Source organism: Pseudomonas sp. PS02303 (assembly GCF_029959925.1).
GTDB lineage: Bacteria > Pseudomonadota > Gammaproteobacteria > Pseudomonadales > Pseudomonadaceae > Aquipseudomonas > Aquipseudomonas mandelii.
Window position 1 is genome coordinate 63911 of record NZ_JASCOM010000005.1, and the last position, 22028, is coordinate 85938.

General features: G+C 59.3%; 17 protein-coding genes. 12 read left to right on the forward strand and 5 right to left on the reverse strand.

The features are described from left to right. Positions 1-15 precede the first annotated feature (15 nt). From QMX98_RS02770 to QMX98_RS02780, 3 genes are all read right to left on the reverse strand, one after another. Complete coding sequence (locus QMX98_RS02770; protein WP_282410216.1) at positions 16-3609, reverse strand: tetratricopeptide repeat protein; 3594 nt, start codon at positions 3607-3609, stop codon at positions 16-18. Beyond that, complete coding sequence (locus QMX98_RS02775) at positions 3587-6400, reverse strand: bifunctional glycoside hydrolase 114/ polysaccharide deacetylase family protein (RefSeq protein ID WP_282410217.1); 2814 nt, start codon at positions 6398-6400, stop codon at positions 3587-3589. The genes QMX98_RS02770 and QMX98_RS02775 overlap by 23 nt, the downstream gene beginning before the upstream one ends. A 62-nt stretch (positions 6401-6462) precedes the next feature. Next, entirely contained in the window at positions 6463-7395 is a 933-nt protein-coding gene (locus QMX98_RS02780; RefSeq protein WP_010463668.1) for an NAD-dependent epimerase/dehydratase family protein, read from the reverse strand. Between the two features lie 417 nt (positions 7396-7812). Here QMX98_RS02780 and QMX98_RS02785 point away from each other — a divergent pair, with 417 nt between their 5' ends. From QMX98_RS02785 to QMX98_RS02835, 11 genes are all read left to right on the forward strand, one after another. Beyond that, entirely contained in the window at positions 7813-8736 is a 924-nt protein-coding gene (locus tag QMX98_RS02785) for a hypothetical protein (RefSeq protein ID WP_282410218.1), read from the forward strand. Between the two features lie 588 nt (positions 8737-9324). After that, on the forward strand, positions 9325-9708 hold the full coding sequence (locus tag QMX98_RS02790) for a DUF6124 family protein (protein ID WP_077747355.1): 384 nt from the start codon (positions 9325-9327) through the stop codon (positions 9706-9708). 35 nt (positions 9709-9743) lie between these two features. Next, positions 9744-10001, forward strand: coding sequence for a hypothetical protein (locus QMX98_RS02795; RefSeq protein ID WP_077747354.1), 258 nt, complete (start codon positions 9744-9746; stop codon positions 9999-10001). A 308-nt stretch (positions 10002-10309) separates the two neighbouring features. Continuing rightward, positions 10310-11002 (forward strand): DUF433 domain-containing protein, encoded by a 693-nt coding sequence (locus QMX98_RS02800; protein WP_282410219.1) that lies wholly within the window; start codon positions 10310-10312, stop codon positions 11000-11002. Beyond that, positions 10999-11406 (forward strand): hypothetical protein, encoded by a 408-nt coding sequence (locus QMX98_RS02805; protein ID WP_077747352.1) that lies wholly within the window; start codon positions 10999-11001, stop codon positions 11404-11406. The genes QMX98_RS02800 and QMX98_RS02805 overlap by 4 nt, the downstream gene beginning before the upstream one ends. 96 nt (positions 11407-11502) lie before the next feature. Then, a complete protein-coding gene (locus QMX98_RS02810) occupies positions 11503-12909 on the forward strand; it encodes a DUF2252 domain-containing protein (RefSeq protein WP_282410220.1) in 1407 nt (468 codons plus the stop codon). A 245-nt stretch (positions 12910-13154) separates the two neighbouring features. Then, positions 13155-13589 (forward strand): hypothetical protein, encoded by a 435-nt coding sequence (locus QMX98_RS02815; protein ID WP_245006803.1) that lies wholly within the window; start codon positions 13155-13157, stop codon positions 13587-13589. Then, positions 13586-15043: an ATPase domain-containing protein gene (locus QMX98_RS02820; protein WP_154502998.1), complete on the forward strand. Its 1458-nt coding sequence runs from the start codon at positions 13586-13588 to the stop codon at positions 15041-15043. The genes QMX98_RS02815 and QMX98_RS02820 overlap by 4 nt, the downstream gene beginning before the upstream one ends. 9 nt (positions 15044-15052) lie before the next feature. After that, entirely contained in the window at positions 15053-16075 is a 1023-nt protein-coding gene (locus tag QMX98_RS02825; protein ID WP_282410221.1) for a HAMP domain-containing sensor histidine kinase, read from the forward strand. Positions 16076-16132: 57 nt separating this feature from the next. Further along, positions 16133-16720 carry a ribosomal protein S5-alanine N-acetyltransferase gene (gene rimJ, locus QMX98_RS02830; protein ID WP_282410222.1) on the forward strand — a complete coding sequence of 196 codons (588 nt, stop codon included), beginning with the start codon at positions 16133-16135 and terminating at the stop codon, positions 16718-16720. Positions 16721-16804: 84 nt separating this feature from the next. Further along, positions 16805-18244, forward strand: coding sequence for a glycosyltransferase family 39 protein (locus QMX98_RS02835; RefSeq protein ID WP_282410223.1), 1440 nt, complete (start codon positions 16805-16807; stop codon positions 18242-18244). Here the strand turns inward: QMX98_RS02835 and QMX98_RS02840 are convergent. Then, the gene (locus tag QMX98_RS02840) at positions 18195-19058 is read right to left on the reverse strand and encodes a phosphatase PAP2 family protein (RefSeq protein WP_282410224.1); all 864 of its coding nucleotides are present in this window, start codon (positions 19056-19058) and stop codon (positions 18195-18197) included. The two genes, QMX98_RS02835 and QMX98_RS02840, sit on opposite strands and share 50 nt — an antisense overlap. A 26-nt stretch (positions 19059-19084) precedes the next feature. Further along, positions 19085-19756: a histidine phosphatase family protein gene (locus QMX98_RS02845; protein ID WP_042932398.1), complete on the reverse strand. Its 672-nt coding sequence runs from the start codon at positions 19754-19756 to the stop codon at positions 19085-19087. Positions 19757-20019: 263 nt separating this feature from the next. Between QMX98_RS02845 and QMX98_RS02850 the strand changes: the two genes are divergently transcribed. After that, positions 20020-21939, forward strand: a complete 1920-nt coding sequence (locus QMX98_RS02850) for a methyl-accepting chemotaxis protein (RefSeq protein WP_282410225.1) — start codon at positions 20020-20022, stop codon at positions 21937-21939. The last annotated feature ends 89 nt before the right edge of the window (positions 21940-22028 follow it).

Here is a 22028-nt window from a genome sequence, read left to right on the forward strand (position 1 = left end):
GTAAACATTTCATGATCAGCGTCCGAATCGCACGCCGTAGCTCACACCCAGTGTTCCGCCCGCCTGACCGTCCCCGCCTTGTGGCGCGGATTGGTAGCCAACGGTGAGGGCCAATTCGTCACCGCCCAGCACTTCGACGCCGATCCCGGTGTTGATGCCGTAGTTAAAGGTTTGATCCAGCCATTGCCAGCCCGCCGTCACGTCCACCAGCCAGGTGTATTGCGGGCGAGTACGCACCAGGGCGCCCGGCAAGCCGCGACGCCATGAGCTACCGACATACAGTTGGCCGTAACGGCTTTGCAGCAGATCGTTGGCCGTCACGATCGCGGGATCGTCCGAGTCATCAACGCTTTTCACCGGACCGTCGTTGGCGCTGGACAGGTACTCCAGCGTGCGGTCCTTGACGTTGTTGTGCTGATAATCGACACCGCTGCGCACGGTCCAGTTAGGTCCGGCGAATTCCAGCGTGTGGTTGTATTCCATCTTCAGCGCCTGGCCGTTGCCCAAGGAATCGCCCGCACGAGTCGAGAACGATTTCTGCGCCACTTCCCAGCTGATCTGATCCCGCGCCGAGAACCCGTGACGACCGCCGACCCACACACTGTCGTGCTGGCCGAAAGCGCGCATCAGGCCGCTGTCTTCGCTTTTGCGATGCCAGTCCAGACCGGTCTCGATCTGGTCACTGGCGCTCAACTGCCAAGTCCGGGACAGGCCCAGGCCAGTGCGGTCGTCGTCCTTGCGCTGGCTGGTGTCGGCGAACAGTTTGTAGCCGCCGTCTTCCACCGAACGTTGCAGGGTCAGCGCAGCGTTGCGCTCATCGCCCATGCGCGATTCGATCAGCTGATCGCTGTTGTAGGTGCCATTCTCCAACTCAAGATTGGCGTACCACTGAGCGCCAAGGTTGTGCGCGATTTGCAGGCGCGGGGTGTTGAATTCCAGGCCACCGAAATCCTGTTGATGCCAGGACAGCTGCGCGCCCTGCGGCGTCAACTCCTGCAACTCGGCAGCCTGACGGCGCAACTGCTCGCGCACGGCAGCCGGTTGATCGTCACCCAGCGCGGACTGGCTGAGGTCGAGGGCTTCGTCGAAGCGGCCGAGACGACTCAAGGCCTGGGCGCGTTGCGCCGGGTTGAGGTCGCTACTGGCCAACAGCGTTTCGACTTGCGCCTTGTTGCGGCTGCGCAGCGCCTGCTGGATTTCTTCGTAACGCTGAACCTTCAAGCCTTGGCTGCGCGCCCACTCCAGCCACTGGTCTTTCTGCGATTCCTGGTTCGTCGCGTCGAGACGTGCCAGCAACCGCTCGAACCACAATTGCAGCATGGCCGGCGAGCCGTCTTTCCACTTCGCCACCTCCTGCTGTGCCTTGGCCGGCGAATAACTGCTGGCCATCAAGCGCAACCAGATCGCATAACGCTGGGACGATGGCTGAATGTTTTCGCCTTCGGGGCTGCGCAGCAGCTTCAGGCGCAACCGTTGGGCCGCGTCCTGATAACCGGCGCTTTCCAGGGCATCGGCGTAGGCCGCACGCACCAGCCAATCCTGCGGACTGGTCTTGAGGTACATCCGATACCAGGCCAACGCTTCGGTATCGCGACCGAGCATCTGGCTGGCACTGGCGAACGGCAGCCAGAGGATTCGGTCCTGACGCGCCTGGGGTTTCCATTCCGTCAGCAAAGGCTTGAGCGCGGCGGTGTTGCCTTGATCAACGTACAGCCACATCAGGCGCTCGCGGAACAGGTTGTCATCCGGGAAACGCGACAGGCCCAACAGGTACAAACGCTGCGCCTCGTCGATATTTCCCTGCTGCACCGCCAAGGCACCGCGAATCGCCAGCACTTGTGCTTGCTCGTTGGCTTCCGGGTATTGCTCGGCGTCTTTGAGCAGCGCGACCACTTGCGGCCAATCCTGCAATTCCTGGGCTTGCTGCAAGGATTCAACCAGACGCTGCGGATCCCGGGTGCGCTTCCAGCTGCCGACCATCATGGTCAGCGCCCGCTTCGGATCGCTGGTGCGGTACATCGTGATCAGCTGACTCTCGTCGCCACTGTTCAGCGAACCCTTGAGCGCGAGGAGTTTCTCCAGGGAAAACTGCAGCTCGTCATCGAGCTCCAGATCCCATGCCAGCGCAGCACGCAAGCGCCAGTAACCCTCATCGGTGATCTTGCGGTTATCAACCTGCAATACCTCCCACGCCGCCTGATTATCAAACAGCTTAAGGTCGGTACTGGCCCAGTCGATGCGCTCGGTCGTCGTCAGCGCGAAGCGTTTCGAGTAGCGCTGATAGACCTCGGTTTTCTGTGCGAACTGCCCGGTGTTTTCCAGGTTCTGCAGCAGGCGCGTCCAGGCCAGGCGATGCGCCGGGTACTTGCGCAAGTAGGCGTGCAACCAGGCTTCGGCCTGGGCCGGTGTGCCGCGCGATTCGTGAGCGTAGATCAGCGCATCGAGTTCGACGTCGGTCAGCGCACGTTGCTCCATGATCTCGGCGAGCAAGGGAATCGCATGGTCAAAGTCGAACTGCTGACTCGCCAGACGCCAGGCGTGTTCACGGGTTTGCGGGTCTTCGTGCAGCTTGAGCAGGCGAATCCAGTAGCCGAGGGCGGCCTGACTGTCGCCACGCCATTCGCCCAGATGCCCCATTTGCTCGAGCAATGCCAAGTCATCCGGGTGCTCAGCCACCAGCTGCTGACCACTGTCCCACGCACCGGCCAAATCGCCGAGGGCCAGGCGCATGCTGAATTCCTTGCGCAGGATTTGTGGGTTGTCCGGCTGCAACACGCGCCACTGATCCAGAAAGCGCTGCGCCAGATCAAAGCGTTTGCTGCCAACGGCAACGTCGACGCCCTGCTCCAGCCACGGCGAATCGGTTTGCGGATCCTTGAGCTGATCCAGTTCATCGGCCAGTACGCGCGCAGCCTGTTCACCGCGACCGGCGGCCAACAGACTGTTGAATGCCAGTTGCGCGTATTCGCGACGCTCGGACGCTTGTTGGCTGTCCTGTTTGAGCAGCAGATAAATGTCGGCGGCGCGACCAGGTTGCTCACCGGCCAGGTACCACTGCGCGGCGGACTTGAGCGAAGCGATGCGCTGGGCCGGGTCGCGATCGGCGATTTCTTCGTAGACGCTGGCAGCGAAAGCTGGCGCCTGTAAGGTCAACGCCAGCTTGGCCAGGTTGTGCAATTGCGGCAGCGGCAACAGGCGGTGATCGAAGCTTTGCAGGCGTTCGATCAAGGCTTTCTGCGCGATCGGATCATCGGCTTTCGCCGCTTCCAATGCATCGAGTTCCAGCCGGTAATAGGCCTGCAACTCAACGACCGGTTTCGGCCAGTTCTCAAGGTGCAGGCGCGCTTTCGGGTAGTCGCCGAGACGGATCAGCAGATCGACCAGCTGCAAGCGCAGGTGATCGTCATCCGGGTGCGCGGCCAGCAGCAATTCGGCGTAATTGGCCGAGACCGCATCGGGCTCACGGCCGTCCGGCTGGAACACTTCTTCGCGCTGGAACGTCAGCCACAACAGGCCGCCCACGGCCACCGCCACCACCGCCAATGCCCAGGGATTGAGCAGGCGGCGGCTTTTAGTTGCTGAGGCGTTAGATGCAGTAGAGCTGACCATGACTCACCTGCTTCATTGGTAATTGAAAAGTCCACAGACCGGCGGATGCCTTGCCTGCAAAAGTTTGCCCGTCCACTTCCACCCGGCAACTGCTCGCCGAGCGCACGGAGAAGCTCAGGTCCACTTGACCGGCAAACGAAAAGCTCACGTGTTTTTCATCCACATATTTCCAGTCCACCAACGGCAGGTTGGCCTCCTCCAGCGCCGGCCGTTCATCCCGGTCGGGACGCAACACCAGCAACGCCTGGTCGCTGCTCAACGCCACATACCGGCCTTGCGGCAAGTCACGAACACCGGCAACGCCTTGCGAACGCAGCAGGTCCGGCCAGCCCATTTGCGGGTCGAGTCGAAGGGTGCGCAGCGCGTCCATGCCGCGAACCTGCCAGTCACCCTCGGCGGTGCGCGCCAGACTGGCCTGATACAAACCGTGCACACGATCGAGGTAGTCGCTCATCCACAGCGACATCGGTTGCTGGTCCTTCATGTAGCCGTAGATCTCGTTCATCGCCTTGATCGAGGCCTGCTTGGTGCTCGAATAGAAGTGGTAATACAGGTGCAGGCCGCGCAAGCGCCGTGGGCTGTCGGTGAGTTCGAAGGTGTCGATCACATCGCGGAAACCGTAATACGGCCCCTTCCACAGGTTGGTGTAGAGGTTCTCGTTGATGATCGGCGCGTAGTACTGCAGGCCGCCTTCGGTGGGACGCAGCAAAGGATTGAGACCGGTCAGCGACGGGTTGGCCTTGGTCAGCATGGTCTCGGCGCCGTTGACGTTTTTCAGGCCCGCGTCGTAGGCCAGCTTCAAGGTCGCTGCCGAGGGCAAGGCATCGCCCGGCCAGAAGACCAGCTTCACCGGTTTTTCCGGGGTGGTGAGCTGCTGGTTGATGTAGTCGCGCGAGCCAAAAATCTCGCGGCGGAAATCGATTTTGTCGTAGCCCGGAATGGCCATCTTCAAGCCGTATTCCGGGTTGAAGTTCTCACGTTTCTGCGCCACTTCCGGCTGCATGAAAAACGGATGGCTGAAGGTGTGGGTGGCGACTTCGACTTTCGGGTTGGCAAACAACTCACGGGCAATGGGTTCCAGTTCGCGCGCCAGGAACGGGAACATGCCGCGCGGTGAAATCTCGCCTTCGACGATCGACACCGAAGTCAGGAACGGGTTGGGCCGGATGAAATCGTCGAGCACCTGCTTGCCGGCATACGGCGTGCCGCGCACTTCAGCGCGCGACGGAAAACCATCGCCGTCGATGTGCACGGTGGCGATGCGGCGGCCGTTTTCGGTGGTGGTGTCGGGGCGTGGCTGAACCGGCAGGCGCAAGCTGGCCTGGAGGAAAGCGAACGGATCGAGAATCCAGCGGCTGCGCTCGTTATTCGTTTCGAGAATGTATGGCGCAAGGGCAACACCGCCCCACTCGGCCGTCGCCACCGGGGCAAATGTCTGGCCGTCGGCAGCGGTCAGCAGCAACGCGGCTTTCGGGCCTTTGGGCAGCAGGGAGATTGCGGTCAGGTCACGGGACCGGGGCTGCACCGGGGCTTCGAAAGCGCCGATCAGCGCCTTGTCCTGATAGCTGATGGTCAAGGCCTGAGTACCGATCGGCGCCGAGCGGTTCAGACCCAGGCGCTTGAGCAGCAGCGGGTCTTGAATCGGCAGGCCGGAAAAGAACACCACTGGCACCTGTTCGTCCAGACGTTTGCCGATCCAGCTATTGAAAGCCGATGCGTCCTGCGGCGGGCCGCTGGTCATCCAGGTCACGATCCCGGCGTACAAACCGCTGAAACGGTGCTCCGGCAGCGAGCCGTCGACCGGCAGGTAATCGACCCGGTAGCCGAGGTATTCGAGCAAACCGCCGAGCAAGGTGTGCCCGGCGTTGCGCACCAGATCGCCTTCGCGCGGGTCGTAAAGCAGCGCGATTCGGCGCGGCTGGATTTCGATGCTGCTGATGCCCATCGAGTCCAGCTCTGGCGTGCCGATATAGGGAATGAAGCCCTCATCGCGCAGACGCTTGGCCAGTTTGCGCGCTTCATCGCGGCGCTCCGGCGGCAGATAGTCAATCGCTACCAGCGGAATACCTTTGGCGCGCAACGGCTGGATCTGGGTTTCCAGCCATTCGCGGTCGGCTTCCGGTACCGGGCGATAACGCTTGGCGGAAGCATCCCAACCGGCATGAATCGATTCGATTGCCACGGCGGCGGCCACGCCATCGAGGTCGGGCAGCACTTCGAAGCCACGGTTGAAAAACAGCTTCAGGTTCGGTTGGCGCTGGTGCAATTCCCGCAGGAAACCGGCGAGTGCCACACGCTGTGTTTCTCGTGCCGACTCCGGCAGCAACTGGAAGCTGTCGAGGGTATCGAGGAACAACCCGGCGTAGCCTTCGGCCTGCAACGCCTTGGCTCGGCCGAACAAATGTTCACGCCAGGCAGGTGCCGCGAGGTCCATGACCTGGCTGTCCCACGCACCATTGCGCACCGGGCTGACCGCCCCGGTGAGAGAGGCTTTGTCGAGCTCGGCCTTGCCACCATGAAACTCGCCCACCGACAGGTAGGCGAATGGTTGGCTGCCCAACTTGCGCAGGGTTTTGACGTCGCCCGCGGTCATATGCCCCGGCTCGACCACTGACCAGTCGAACTGAGCCAACTCGGAAATGGGTGGTTGATCGGCGTACCAGAAAACCACGCTGGCGGGTTGCGGCAATGCTGCGGCCTGAACAGCGGGCCCACTCACGAACAACGCTAAAGCGGCGAGCAGCCGTTTAGCGGCCGCGCGGACACGCGTCCTGCGAAAAACGATTTCCATAACTCACTCTTGAATGGACTGAACCGATACTGCTTGGATGTCGGACAGTGGAACCGGCCGGGTTACAGGCTGCGAATAAGCTGCGACAGCCCCTTGCCGATGGCGGTCGGTTCCGGGAGCTTGAAACGCTCCAGCAGGCGACTGTTGTTGGCGCGCGAATGGCGAATGTCGCCTTGACGTGGCGCGTGATGAATCACCTTCAACGGGCTGCCGGTGACGGTGCCCAATTCGGCGATCAGATCGTTGAGGCTGGTGGAACGACTCAGGCCAACGTTCACCGCGCCGGGGCTCGGTTCACTGACTTCCAGGGACTGCACGAGAATGCTCACCAGGTCCTGGACATAGACGAAGTCGCGGGTCTGCGAACCGTCGCCGAAAATCGCCACCGACTGCTCGGCCAGGGCCAGCTTGGTAAAGATGCTGATCACGCCGGAGTACGGCGATGACGGATCCTGGCGTGGGCCGAAGATGTTGAAGAACCGAAAGATCATCGGCTCCAGACCATGTTCGCGGCGATAGAAATCGAGGTATTGCTCGCTGGCCAGTTTGTCGCTGGCATACGGCGTGAGCGGGGATTTTGGCGTGTCTTCGTGAATCGCCGTGCCTTCGCCGTTGTTGCCGTAGATAGCGGCGCTGGACGCGAATACCACGCGCTTGATCCCGGCCTTCACCATGCTTTCGCACACGTTGAGGGTGCCGACGAAGTTGCTTTGATGGGTGCTGACCGGATCATCCACCGACGCTTGCACCGAGGCCACTGCGGCCAGGTGAACGACAGCACCGCAATCGCGCATGGCTTGTGCCACTACGGCGCCGTCCGCGACATCACCGATGACCAGGTTCAGATTGGCATTGTCCATCGGCAGATTGCTGACTTTTCCAGTCGACAAATTATCCAGCACGCGAACCTTGTAGCCCTTGCCCAGCAAGGCTTCTACGAGGTGCGACCCAATAAAACCGGCACCGCCAGTCACCAGTATTCGCTCAACAAACATGAAATCTCTCCCTGAACATTAGAGCGGATACGAGTGGTTGAAGTCCGCCAACTTTGTGGCGCAAGGCCATCAAAACGCGGCCGATAATGGGAGATCAGATTGGCACTGTCAATACTTTGTCTAATTTATCGCCGAGCGGTAATTCGCCCCTAAAATCGTCACTTATTTGACGGCAGTTATCAGTTACAGGCCGTCATACAATTGCCACTTCTGACCCGCAAACTCCGTCTGCGCCGGAACTCACGCCAGGCTTCAAGCCCTCCTCATCATCGACGCTTCAGCTCAGCTTCGCGAATCAGACCGGCGCGCTGGCGTGAAGCCTTGGGAGCATCATTTCAAGCACACGATATGATCAGATGAGCTGTAATCAATTTGGGTCGGGCTATTGAGCGTTGTCGCGCTTGCAGGAAATCAAACATGAACATCTGGCTTGCCGCCGCGCTTGCGGCCATTGTTTCCCTGTCTGCACAAGCGGCCACTAAAGTTACGCCACGAGTCGAACGAGTCACTTTCGAAAAAGGCGCCGACGCTGTCCAGTTCAACCAGTCCATCCAGGGCCCGCTCACCGCGCAATACCGAGTGAGTGCAAAGGCGGGCCAAATACTGACCGTCGACCTCAAGCCTTCCAATACCTCTGCCTACTTCAACATCACCGCCAAAGGCGCGGACTACGCGCTGTTTAACGGCTCGATCATGGGCAACCATTTCATGGGTCCGTTACCCGCCGATGGTGAGTACACGGTTCAGGTGTACCTCATGCGCAACGCCGCACGGCGCAATGAGGTGGCGAACTACAACCTTTCATTGAACCTCAGCCCCGCTGATGCCTCGGACAGCACTCGGCCGTTTGACCAGACGCTTGAATTACAGGGCATCCGGTTTCATGTGACGACGGAGGGGATCGATGACCACCGTGTGCTGCGTATTTCACCTCAAGGGCTGGAAACCGATAATTCAGACTTCACACGGCCATTGACGGGAAACGTCGTCCGGGCCGAGGTGGCGGACCTTGATCGGGATGGCTCGCCAGAGCTTTACGTCTTTGCCCGATCACCGGGACGCGGATTGCCGGGTGAACTCGTCGCCTATTCAGCGAATCGCAAAAAATCGCTCAGCGAGATTTATCTTCCGCCGGTCAGTGAGGACGTCGAGGCAGCCGAGGGCTATCAGGGAGAGGATGAGTTTGCGGTGGTGGAAAATGTGCTGGTGCGGCGCTTTCCGGTTTATGAGAGTGCGGACGCCGGGGCCGGGAGGACGGGGAAGATGCGCGAGGTTCGGTATCGGTTGATGGCTGGGGAGGCTGGGTGGGTTTTGCGGGGGGATGGGGTTACGGAGCATTGAGAAAAAATAGGCTCGGGTAGATCACCGAAAACAGATCCGTCCTTTTCTCTTTTCTCTGGGCGAAAAAAAGCCCAGGACTGCAGGGCAGATCTAACAATTGACTGCACGCGGTACTGAGCTGATGGGCAAACTTTGACTCGTCACCTTCCTTACCGTCAACCGCCAGATTGCGTAGGAATTACCTCTATCAGCCGTAGGTTGGCTATGAGAGGAGAATTTCGGAGCGTTAGCTTCAGTAAAATCTGATCAATGACTTTTATTGTAAGAACGTAGTCCTCGTCCTAGGAAACTTCCCGCAACTCGTATCGGCTTTCATGAACTGGCGGAAGCGGTTCTGCATCGATAGCCTTCAGGTATCGCTGCAAATCAGCGATCGGCTTTGACAGGCTGAAGAACCGCAAGCTTTCACTCCTCCGGATAAAACGGCATCCTTTCACGTGTGCAGTTCCGTTCTGGTGGCTGTGCGTGGGGCATCTTCGGGTGCACTGGATGCTTGCGTTTCCGGTCTGTCAACCCGCGTACAGCCGCCACCCAATCCTGTTTGACAGCAGGGGACTGGCAGCTCCCACCAACGCAAGGAGCTCCATCATGAAAAAGATCACCCCAAATCCGCCCGAATCTGCCGCACTTTCAGAAGCAGACGCACCCGATTTAAGCCAACTCTCCGAAACCACAGAACGCATCATCAGCGCACGCCTGCGCAACCCGAACCACCCCGATCCCATCAGTCACGTCTTTACCCTCCTCCCCGCCGTCGACACGCCAACCCTGCTCGCTCACGCCTGCGAAACCCTCGCCTCACTCAACGTCATGACCACCGACCTGGCCTGCGACCTCGAAGGCTCGCGCCGTAACGTGGCACTGGCGATTCAGCAGTTGGCGGTGCTGGGCGAACTGTTGGTAAACCGAGCGCTGGACAACCTCGATCCACCCAATGGCGTGTCGGAAGTTTCGTCCGCCAGCCACCACTGAGTGGTCGTGCTCTTTTACCAAATGGAGGTTTTGTCATGGATCGATACATGCCTGTCACCGGCATCGACTGCACCATCGCGTCGCTGCTGATCGACACCGAAGCACCGCTGGACGTATTGCACGAAACTGCGGCTTACCGCATCCGCACGGCAACTCAATTGCTGGAGAGTTTTGCTGTGAACGAGGGGGTTCACAGTGAACTGGCGCGGGTGTTGGTGACTTCGCTGCGCGATGGCTGCGATTTGATGGATGTCGTTGGGCGAAGATTGCAGGCGCAGGTTTCGTCGATGTAACAAAAAAGGCACCTGACGAGAATCGCAGGTGCCTTTTTTGGGCTTTGACTCAACAGAAGGTTTCATAAACTGTAACTTTCTGTCGACTCAATTGACTCCCGGCCCCTCGATCCGTCGCAAGAGCGAATTGCAGGACAAGTTCTTCGGAAATTTCCTGCAAGCCATATCGGCTCTGAGCTGATTGTGATGATCACGCTTTAAATCTACGCTGAACAAACAAAACGGCTGTTCGTCCCCGACTGGTTGCTTGAGTTCATCCTTACGACCAGAATCCCCTCGCCGAATCACCTGATGACAAGGAGGCCAACATGCAAAACATCAAACTGCCTAGCCGCCTTGTCGGTATTGGCTTATACACACCGGCGGAAGCCTCCCTTTACACGGGGATTCCAGCTGCCGATATCCGCCGTTGGCTTTTCGGATATACCGCGCATGGTGTTCAGCATTCGGGGCTTTGGAGCTCGGAACTGGCCGACCTGGATGAGTGCGTACTAGGCTTTCATGACCTCCTGGAAATTCGTTTCGTCCATGCCTTCCGCCAGCACGGTGTAAGCCTGCAAGCCATCCGCAATGCCTCGCAGCAAGCAAAAGAGATGTTCAATCAAGCCTATCCATTTACCTGCAAACGTTTTCAAACCGATGGTCGGCGTATTTTCGCCACGGTCATGAGCGAAACAGGGGATGAATCCCTTCTCGACCTGATCAAACGACAGTACGCGTTTGAGCAAGTCATCAAACCTTCGTTGTATGAAGGCATTGATTACACGGGATCAGAAGCCGCTCAGCGCTGGTATCCGGTAAAACGCAGTAAAGCGATCGTTCTGGATCCCTCCCGGAACTTTGGGAAACCAGTTCTTGCAAACACGGGAATCGATACGGCGGCAATTTTTAGCGCCTACAAGACAGAAGGGGAAAACACCAAACGTGTGGCACTTCTCTTTGAGATTCCTGCTGCAGCAGTTGAAGCGGCGGTCAATTTTGAGCAAAGGAATGCTGCTTGAATTTCTTACTGGACAACAATCTTCCCCCCGCCCTTGCCCGCGCATTAAATGAGCTGACCAAAGCAGACGGACATTCGGTATTGCCACTGAAGGATAAATTTCCGCAGAACACCACGGACGTTGATTGGATTTCAGTACTGAGCGACGAAGGCGGCTGGGCCGTTATCTCTCAAGATAAATTTACAAAAGGCGATATTGAAAAACGGGCGTTTCGCGAATGTGGCCTACCCGTGTTTTGCTTGGCTAAACACTGGGGAAACGAATCCTATTGGAACAAGGCCCATAATTTGGTGCGTTGGTGGCCCGCCATTACAACTCAAGCAAACTTGATCAGAGGCGGCGCAGCATTCCGCGTCCCGTGGAAATTTCCTTCACACGGGAAATTTGATCAGATAAAAATTTAGAGCCCGACTAATAATCGGGCTTTTTATTTCATCGAATATTTCGCGCTCTGTATGGCCTTCTACACTCAATCCGCACACCGCCTACAGCGAGCCCCCATGACCACCCTCAAAGACCGCTTGAAGCAAGGCAAGGACGCCCGCAAGAATTGCCCCCGCAATTCCCATGCGTCCACGGGAAAAACTAACCGCGACCCGCTCCCACTGATCAAAGCCTCAAGCGAAGGCCGAATCAAGTCCCTGATCGAACTCCGCTACGGCCGCATGCTCGTCTCCCCCTTCAGCTTTTATCGCGGCACCGCGCTTTTGCAGGCTCACGACCTGGCTTCCACGCCGAACATGGGCCTGACCTCACCGATCTGCGGCGATTGCCACCTGATGAATTTCGGCGGGTTCGCCACGCCCGAACGCAATCTGTTGTTCGGCGTCCACGACTTCGACGAGGTCCATCCCGGCCCTTGGGAGTGGGACGTTAAACGGCTGGTGGCGAGTATCGTAGTGGCCGCCCGCGATCTGCGTCATGGCGAAACGATCGAAGAGACGGTCTGCCGCGAAGTGGTCAGCGCTTATCAGGAAACCATGCTCGAGTGCGCCGAACAAAGCTCGCTGGAAACCTGGTACGAGTCCATCCGTTACGACGACTTGCGCAAGCAGGCGAACAAAAAAACGCTGGAGCATATCGAGCGTGCCATCGAAAAGGCCGAGGGCCGATCCCACGCCGAGCTAATGCCGAAAATCAGCGAACGTGACGCCCATGGTCGTCTGATCATTCGCGATGACCTGCCGGAAATTTTCCACTTGCACAAAAACACCACATTGCTGGATGCCGATGATGACTGGCTACGCCACTCGGATTGGCGGCCAATCTACGACGCCTTCATGCGCGAGTATCCCGGCACGCTGCAGGCTGACCGACGGGCGTTGCTTTCACGTTTTCACGCCCAGGACATGGCGTTCAAAGTGGTGGGTGTCGGCAGTGTTGGCACCCGTTGTCTGGTGGTCTTGCTGACCGACGATCAGGAATTCCCGCTGTTCCTGCAATTCAAGGAAGCACGGCGCTCGGTGCTGGCCGATTACGTGAAGACGAAATCAACAGTGCGGCATAACGGTCAGCGGGTGGTTGAGGGTCAACGATTGATGCAATCGGCCAGTGACCTGTTTCTCGGTTGGACCACCGGCCCCAGCGGTCGACACTTCTACGTGCGGCAATTGCGCGACATGAAAATCTCGGCCGAACTCGAGACGTTCGATGCGGACACCTTCGCCGCGTATGGTCGCGTCTGTGGTCGCGCCCTCGCTCGCGCGCATGCCAAATCGTCCGGGCAGGCCGCGCAGATCAGCGGTTACATCGGCAAGAGCAATGCGCTGGCCGACGCGCTGTTCAAGTATGCGAAAAGTTATGCAACGCAGAATGAGCAAGACTTTGAGCGATTCCAGCAGGCCTGCCGCAAGGGCCGGTTACAAGCTCGCTCCGAGGCAGACTTTGCGGCAGATCATTTGCCCTGAGCGGGTAACGCGGTCCATCCACACATGAACTTTTCTTCACCCCACCACCTACCCCCAACCGGTACAGTGCTCCCGCTCATTCAAGAAACTACGGTTTGCCCGCCCTCCCGCGGGCTTTTTTTTGCCTTTTGATCGACCAGCGGCGGTCGGTGTCACCCAGTGTTTTCTTTGGAACTGTCGCAAATCACGTCCAACCACCTAATTGGGTGTACCCTCGATGTCTGTCCATCAGATATCAGTTAGCCATGTCCACGCAAAGCGAAGAGAGCCGTCAGATCGTTGCTTCTCTGGCGCACCGTGTTGGCCCCGACGCTGACATCGCAAGGATCGCCCAAGCGATCATTTCAACCTTGCGGGATATGGAAGTAGCCCTCACGCCCATCATCGGCCAGCAAGGGGTTGCCGCGCTTTATCGCCGCAGCCTTCACCTGTGCGCCTCTAATCATCCGCGTTTAGCCAGCACCCGCGACAAAGTGCCGGCCGGCATGGACCTGACAGCCCTCAAGTCCGTAATTGTTGAGCAAAGCGACGTCGATGCGCTGTTTTTCGGTGAAGTGTTGCTGACCACCTTTTACGAGCTACTCACCACGCTGATCGGGCCCTCGCTCACCGCACGTTTGCTTCGTGGCATGTGGGAACCTTCTTTGAGCGACACCCCTTCGCAGGAAAATTCGCCATGAGCACCAAAGTGACTATCAACCGACTGGCTACCGGCGTGCCAGGACTGGACGAGGTGCTGGGCGGAGGTTTGCCGGAGTTTTCGTTCAACCTGATCGCAGGTCCGCCCGGCTGCGGCAAAACTACCCTCGCGCATCAGATGATGTTCGCCCTGGCGACGCCTCAACGCCCGGCGCTGTTTTTTACCGTGTTGGGAGAGCCGCCGCTGAAGATGCTGCGCTATCAGCAGCAATTCGATTTTTTCGACAGCGAAGCGATCAACCATTCGATTCGCTATATCAACCTGGCCGCCGACACGTTGGCGGGGAATCTGGACGAGGTGCTGCGGCGCATTGTCAGCGAGGTGGAGGCTCACTCACCGGCGCTGGTGTTCGTCGATTCGTTCCGCTCCGTGGTGCTGGCCAGCCAGACCCAGGACAACCCCAACAACAATCTGCCGCAGTTCGTTCAGCAACTGGGCATGTTGATGACCACTTGGCAGGCAACCACCTTCCTGATTGGCGAGTATTTCACCGAAACCGACACCAACCCGATTTTCACCGTGGCCGATGGCCTGATCTGGTTGCGCCAGAGCGTCCAGCGCAACTCCATGGTGCGCAAGATGGAAATCATGAAGATGCGCGGGCAGCCGACGTTGCCAGGCCTGCATACTTTCCGAATTGCTACGTCGGGGATCAAGGTGTTTGCACCCGCCGCCGTCAACCTGATTGAAGCCCCACTGGAATTGCCGATCAAGCGCCTGAAAATGGGCGTACCGCAGCTCGATAAGATGCTTGGTGGCGGCCTGCCCCGTGGTTATTCGTTGCTGGTGGCGGGGCCGTCGGGGTCGGGCAAAAGCATTCTGGCGGCGACCTTCCTGGCCGAAGGCGCGCGCAATGGCGAAACCGGCGTGATCGCGGTGTTTGAACAACGGCCGAATCACTCCCAGAACTCCACCCTGGCGGAACTGATTCAGAGCGGTCAGGTCGGTCTGGTGGACAGCCGTGCGCCGGACCTGTCCATCGACGAAATCGTGCAATTGCTGCTCAGCGAGATCAGCCGACTGAAAGCCACCCGTGTGGTAATCGATTCGCTGTCCGGTTTCGAACTGGCGCTGGCGCCGACCTTCCGCGAAGACTTTCGCGAATCGCTGTCGCGCATGGTCACCGCACTGACGAGCATCGGTGTCAGTGTGTTGCTGACCTCGGAACTGGAAGACCGCTACACCGACCTGCGTTTCAGCCCTTACGGCACGGCGTTTCTCACCGATGCAATCATTGTCCAGCGCTACATCGAGGTGCAGAGCCGCTTGTTGCGCATCATGGCGGTGGTCAAGGTTCGGGCCAGCGCCCACTCCGACGAATTGCGCCTGTACAGCATCGATGATAACGGCCTGCAGATCGGCGAAATGTTGCCGGATCAGGAAGGCTTACTCGGGGGCCGGCCCACCCGGCAGCTCAGCAAGGACGAGGTGTAAACCAGGACCATGACCGAGGCCAATGGCACGAACGCACAAACGATGGCCACCGCCGCTCGTGAGTTGTTCCTGCTCGGCCAGAAAACCGTGGAAGCACGTGCGATGCTGGCGGCGCTGAAAAAGGAATTGAGCGATACCAACAACCGGCTGGTGGATGCCCAGCAAATCGAACAATTGGTCGAAGCCAATCAGCAACTGGTGTTGGCCATTCTGCTGGCGCAATCGGATGCGGAAAAACCCCATCGCTCGCAAGAAGAGCAACGGCTGTTTCTGGAGATGCGCGAGGCCAACGCGCAATTGGTGATCGCCGCCCTCAGCGCGCAGAACCTGCAAGCCTCGGCGGAACATACGCTGGCGCAGCAACGCAACATCCTCACGCTGGTCGCCCATGAACTGCGCAACCCGCTGACGCCCATCAGCATGATCGCCGGCCGACTGGTGCGGGTGCCCAGTGAAGAATTGCCGCGCATGCAGGCGTTGATCGAGGGCCAGGTGCAGCACATGTCGCGGCTGGTGGATGACTTGCTTGACGTGTCCCGCGCCAGCACCGGCAAGCTGCGCCTCGAATGCCGGATCGTCGACGTGGTGCCGATTATCCACGAGGCCATCGAAGTGTGCCGCCCGGTGATGAACACCCGACAACTGCATTTCACCGTCGAACTGCCCACCTGCGCGCTGTCGGTGGACGGCGACCCGGTGCGGCTGGCGCAAATCCTCGGCAACCTGCTGGGTAATGCGGCCAAGTACACGCCCTCGGGGGGCCATGTCACGCTGGCGGTCACCGCCCGGGACAATGTGCTGGAGATGAGCATTCGCGATGACGGCATCGGTATTTCCGCTCAAGCCTTGCCGTTTATCTTCGAGCCGTTCGTGCAAGACGTGCACGCCATCGGCTTCAACGGTGCAGGCCTGGGCATTGGCCTGACGGTGGTGCGCGAGCTGGTGGAAGCCCATGGCGGAACGGTGATCGGCAGCAGTGACGGCGACGGCAAAGGCAGCACCTTTATCGTGACATTGCCCCTGGCGGTTTGAGTTTTTCCGTTGGTCGCGTAATGCTTGCGCGACGATCCCCCCGAACCGGAGCGCCCTATGCCGTTGTTGTCCCTGCCCTGCAAACGCTTGACACTGGCGGTGCTCGCCCCCGAACAGGCGGCGCTGGAAAGCGATTTCTACCGGCGCAACCAAAGGCACCTTGCCCGGTGGTCGCCGATTCGCCCTTCCGACTACCACAGCCCTGAAAACATTCGTCCGCGCCTTGAGGTCCAAGCCAGTGCGTTCGAGGCTGGCCTGGCGGTGCATTTCGCGCTGCTGGACCCGGACAACGGCCAGATGATCGGCGCCTGCAATTTCAGCGGCATCACTCGCGGAGCGTTTCAGGCGTGTTATCTCGGTTACCACATCGACGAATCCCGTCAGGGCAACGGTTTGATGCAGGAAGCACTGGAAGCAGGCATCGGCTACATGTTCGATGAGCAGAAACTGCACCGGATCATGGCCAATTACATCCCCGGCAACGAACGCAGCGCGCGGCTGCTGGAGCGTCTGGGATTTGAACGTGAAGGCTACGCCAAGGCCTACCTGAGTATCGCCGGGCGCTGGCAGGATCACGTGTTGACCGCGTTGATCAATGATCGCTTTGAAACCCCGGAACAGCGCTGGTCCAGGCGCCTCTCGTAATATTTCGCGGCCGTTCACAATTCATTAAGGATTCGCACCGTATGCTCGGGCTTCCCGGTCCACCTGCTCGGTAGCCAGAAGCCTATGTCGCGTCCCGCCACTTCACTGTTCCTGCTGGCCGCCCTGCTGTTTTTCTTTGCCTTGGGCAATCATCAACTGCAAGGGTCCACCGAGGCCCGGGTGGCCGGAATCGCCATGCAGATGCACCTGGACAACGACTGGGTAACGCCCCGTTTGTTCGGCGAACCGTTTCTGGAAAAACCACCTTTGAGCTTGTGGCTCGATGCCGGGGCCATCCGTGCATTTGGCGGCACGCCGTGGGCGGTGCGACTGGCCTCGGCGTTCGCCGGGCTGTTCAGCGTGATGCTGTTGTACGCGATGCTGCGGCGGTTCGGCCGGCCCAAGGCGATTGCCTGGACGGCGGGAATCTTTCTGGCAACCATGGCCAGTTATTGGAGCAACGTGCGCGGCGTCGGTGAAGACGCGTTGCTCGCCCTCGGCGTGACCCTGGCGTTGCTGGCGTTCTTTCAGGGGCAACGTCAATCGACGCCCGGCAACGCGCTGCTGTTCGCCTTGGGAATCGCTATCGCCACACTGAGCAAAGGCGTCCTCGGCCTGGCGATGCCGGGCGTGGTGATTTTCGCCTATCTGCTGGCCGAGACCTTGATGGACAGGCGCCTGAAAATCCACGACTGGTTGCGTCCCGGTTTACTGACACTGGCTGGATTGATCCCGCTGATGATTTGGCTCGCCGTGCTGTACCAGCGTGGTGGCGCGCAGGCCGTGGGGGAAGTGCTGCTGACCAACAGTGTCGGGCGCTTCAGTGGATCCTTTGTCGAGGCCGGGCATTACGAACCGTACTACTACTACCTGGCCAAGCTGCCCCAGGCGTTTCTGCCGTGGAATATTCTGGTGTACCTGGGGCTGTGGCATTTTCGCAAACGCCTGATGGCCAATCGTTACTTGCTGTTTTTCACCCTGTGGATCGTGGCGCAGTTTGTGATGCTGACATTGGCGTCGAGCAAGCGCACGGTGTATCTCATGTCGATGACGCCTGCGGCGGCGGTGATTGCGGCGGAGTATGCGGGCGTTCTGTTCGAGCGGCTGAAGATGCGCGAAGGGGCCTCGAACCTTTTGGGGCACATCGCACGGCATCGACGCGGCGCAGCCATTGGCGTGATCGCGTTGGTGATCGGCAGCTACCTGGCCGCCGCTCAATGGGCGCTGCCCCATGCGGACCGCAAACTGTCCTTCCTGCCGTTGACTGCACAGATCCAGACGATGCAGGCCAACGGGCAACACATCGCCCTGTTCCAGGCCAACGAACGGGTGGGCGGTGCCAGCGTGTTCTACACCCGACAAGTGCTCAAGGGCCTGAACACCGAGGCGCAACTGCATGAGTTTCTGGCGGCCTCACCCAGCAACGTGGCGGTCATGTCTGGTGAAATCGAACCGGCCGCGCCGTTGAAAGTGCTCAAGAGCATGAAGGTGGGGCGTCAGGCTTACTACTTTGTGAACCAATAAGCGGCTCGGCGTGCGGCGCTTCAGCCTTTTGCAGCACCGGCATCTCCAGCAGCGCTCGTCCGTAAAATGGCAACGCCGTCAGCAAACAGGCCAGCCACACGAAGATCCCGGCCCAAAAGGTGTGGGACATGTAGTGCCAGCCTTGCAGGACACGTGTCGTGCCATAGACGAAACCGAGCAGCAACGCTCCGTACATCAGCGCCTTGGAGTAGCGCCAGCGGTAGCGGCGAGCCACGAAGTACAGCGCGAGCATGGTAAAACCGCCGGAAGCATGGCCACCCGGCCAGCAACGGCCATCACCGGCCTCCCTGAACAGCTGGAAGTTGTTGTACCACTCCACGTGGGGCAATTTCCCACCGTAGAGGGTTGTTTCGATCGGGCAGTACACGCTGGTGTGCGCCTTGAGGAAATGGATCACGCCGGTGCAGATGGCAAATGCGAAGACGACGAACAGAAAATCCCGACGATGTTCGTTGGCAAATCGCAACACCGATGCCGCCTTGCTCCGTTCCAGAAAACCACCAAGGCGAGGATGCTTTGAAGTGTTGATCAGCGGCCAGACAAACGACAGCATCGCACCGATCAAGGCAATCTCGGCGGTCCAGTTCGGAATGATGCGCGCCCACTTGTGGGTGAGCTTTTCGAAGAAGTGAACCTTGTCGAGCGGGAAGATCTGAGCGACCGGATCAAACAGAAGATTACTGAAGGCGATGTCGATCCGGGTCATGTCGAACATCAGGAAAACCAAGGCCGCGCAGGCCAACGGGATACCGAAGTTCATCCAATAAAAGTGGTTGCGGGAAGACGTCAGCATCGTGTGTCCTGATACAGAGGAAAAATTCATTCGGTGGTCACCGAACGCCAGTCAGAGGCTTCAATGAAGCCGAGCATTTTCGGTGTCAGAGGTTTTCTGGCGGAAATAAACAATGAAGCGCCATAACCGAGCGTGGAGGTCGACACCTTGAGGTCTTTTTCAAGTTGCGCCATGCATTCGCTGTGGGTCACCAGGATCAAATTGCGACCCGCCACTTTGTGCGCCAGGGCGTCGCGCAGCATCGTGCCCTTGCAGCTCACCAGCCAGTCCTCGCCCACACCGACCTTGTTGAACATGTAGCCGGCCGTCTGTGACGTGCGCATCATCGGGCTGTTGTAGATATCGGTCTTGTCCAACCCCAACTGTTCGAACCGCGCACCGACACTGACCGCGACGCTGCGCGAGCGATCGGTAATGCCATCGTTGCCACTCAGGCACGCGGCTTTCGAGTGATCGCAGCGCTCGACATGGCGGACCAGCACGATGACGTCGCCTTTGGCCCATTCGGTGGCCAACGTTCGTGCGCCCGCCACATTGCCATGGGCCAGGTCAGGCACAGCGGCCGGCTGCAACAGCCATACGATCAATGGAATGACCAGCAGCGCCGAGGCCAGCACCACTACGGTGTTTCGATGGCGGGTCAAACAGCTCAGGTTAATTGAGCGTTTTATCCCGAACAGACTCAGTCTCAATTCCACATCAAGCCGCCTCGCCGGCATGCACCATTGTTATTCGATGCCGCGAGGGTAGAGAGGCGCGCGTCGGCAGCCGGTGAAAGCCATGTGAAAAAAAGCTTAAGCCGCTCACAAAAACCTTGTTACAGAATCAGTCCGACAAAAACCTTTCAGCTCTCGCGATTGCTGCCGATACAGGCCTGCTACACACCCTTGCTGGCACCTAAAAAAACAACAATCTTCCAGCCAACTGACGATCGAAAGCGCAACGTTCCTGGAGGAATTTGATGAATAGCTGGTTCGGCAACATCAGCGTGAACATGAAACTGGGCCTGGGGTTCGGCCTGGTCCTGGCACTGACCTGCGTACTGGCCCTGACCGGCTGGACGAGCCTGGGCGGGTTGATTGACCGCAGCAACTGGATGAGCGACATCACCCAGCTCAACTCCGGCTTGACCAAGCTTCGTGTGGTTCGCCTGCAATACATGCTGACCAACGGCGACGAAACCGCCGCTCAGAACGTACAGACCACCCTTGACGCCTTTTCCGCTCAGCAACAATCGCTGTTGTCGAAGTTCAAGAGCCCGGAAAACCTCAAGCTGCTCAAAGAGCAAGGCACTTACATCGACGCGTACAAGACGTCGCTGAACAAGATGCGCAGCGCCTACCGCACCGGCAACAGCGCCCGCGACACCATGGCCGCCAATGCTGAAACAGCCAGCACGCTAATCGACGCCATCAGCACCCGCGTGCAGCAAATGCCCCTGAGTGACCAGCGTTTCGAACAATTCCAGGCCGTCACCACCGCCAAGGAAGCGTTCATCCTGGCCCGCTACGAAGTGCGCGGCTACACCGCCACCACCAATGCCGAGACCGAGCAAAAAGCCGTCACCCAACTGGATTCAGCAATTGCCAGCCTGAAACCGCTGAACGTGCATTTCGCCGAGACCCAGCAAGATGCCCTGCGTCAGCTGGAAACCGCACTGGGCAATTACCGTAGCGCGTTGATCGCCTATAAAGCCGCCAACAGCGATGCCGTGCAGGCGCGCAAGGAAATGACCGACCAGGGCGCCGCCATCGTGACCCTGAGCGAGCAGCTGTATCAGATCCAGCTCGACCGTCGCGACGCCGAAAGCGCCCAGGCGCGCACACTGCAGTTGATCAGCACATTGCTGGCATTGCTGGTGGGCATCATTGCAGCCGTGATCATCACCCGTCAGATCACCGGCCCGCTACGCGACACCCTGGCCGTGGTCGAACGCATCGCCAGCGGCGACCTGTCCCAGGACGTCAAAGTGACGCGCCGCGATGAACTCGGCGTGTTGCAGCAAGGCATCGCACGCATGGGCGTGACCCTGCGTGACTTGATCAGCGGCATCCGCGACGGTGTGACCCAGATCGCGAGCGCCGCGGAAGAACTGTCCGCCGTCACCGAGCAAACCAGTGCCGGCGTCAACAGCCAGAAGATCGAAACCGATCAAGTGGCCACCGCCATGCACGAGATGACGGCCACCGTGCAGGAAGTCGCGCGCAACGCCGAAGAAGCCTCCCTGGCCGCAGCCGCCGCTGATGGTGAAGCCCGCGAAGGCGATAAAGTGGTCAACGAAGCCATCGCCCAGATCGAACGCCTGGCCACTGAAGTGGCGCGCTCCACCGAAGCCATGAGTGTGCTGCAACAGGAAAGCGACAAGATCGGCAGCGTCATGGACGTGATCAAGGCCGTCGCCGAACAGACCAACCTGCTGGCTCTCAACGCCGCCATTGAAGCCGCGCGCGCCGGTGAAGCCGGTCGTGGTTTTGCGGTGGTGGCCGACGAAGTCCGTGGCCTGGCCCAGCGCACACAGAAGTCCACCGAAGAAATCGAAGGCCTGGTGGCCGGTCTGCAGAATGGCACCCAACAAGTGTCGACCGTGATGAACAACAGCCGCGCCCTGACCGACAGCAGCGTGGCCCTGACCCGCAAGGCTGGCACGTCGCTGGAAAACATCACCCGCACGGTGTCCAACATCCAGTCGATGAACCAGCAGATCGCTGCCGCCGCCGAGCAACAAAGTGCCGTGGCCGAAGAAATCAGCCGCAGCATCATCAACGTGCGCGACGTGTCGGAACAGACTGCCGCCGCCAGCGATGAAACGGCCAAGTCCAGTGTTGAGCTGGCGCGGTTGGGGAATCAGTTGCAGATGATGGTCAGTCACTTCAGGGTTTAAAGCACCACCGCTCTCCAGCCCCGCAGAAGCCCTTTAAATAAAGGGCTTCGTCATTTTTACGGAGCATTTATCCGTCCGTAACGCTCACG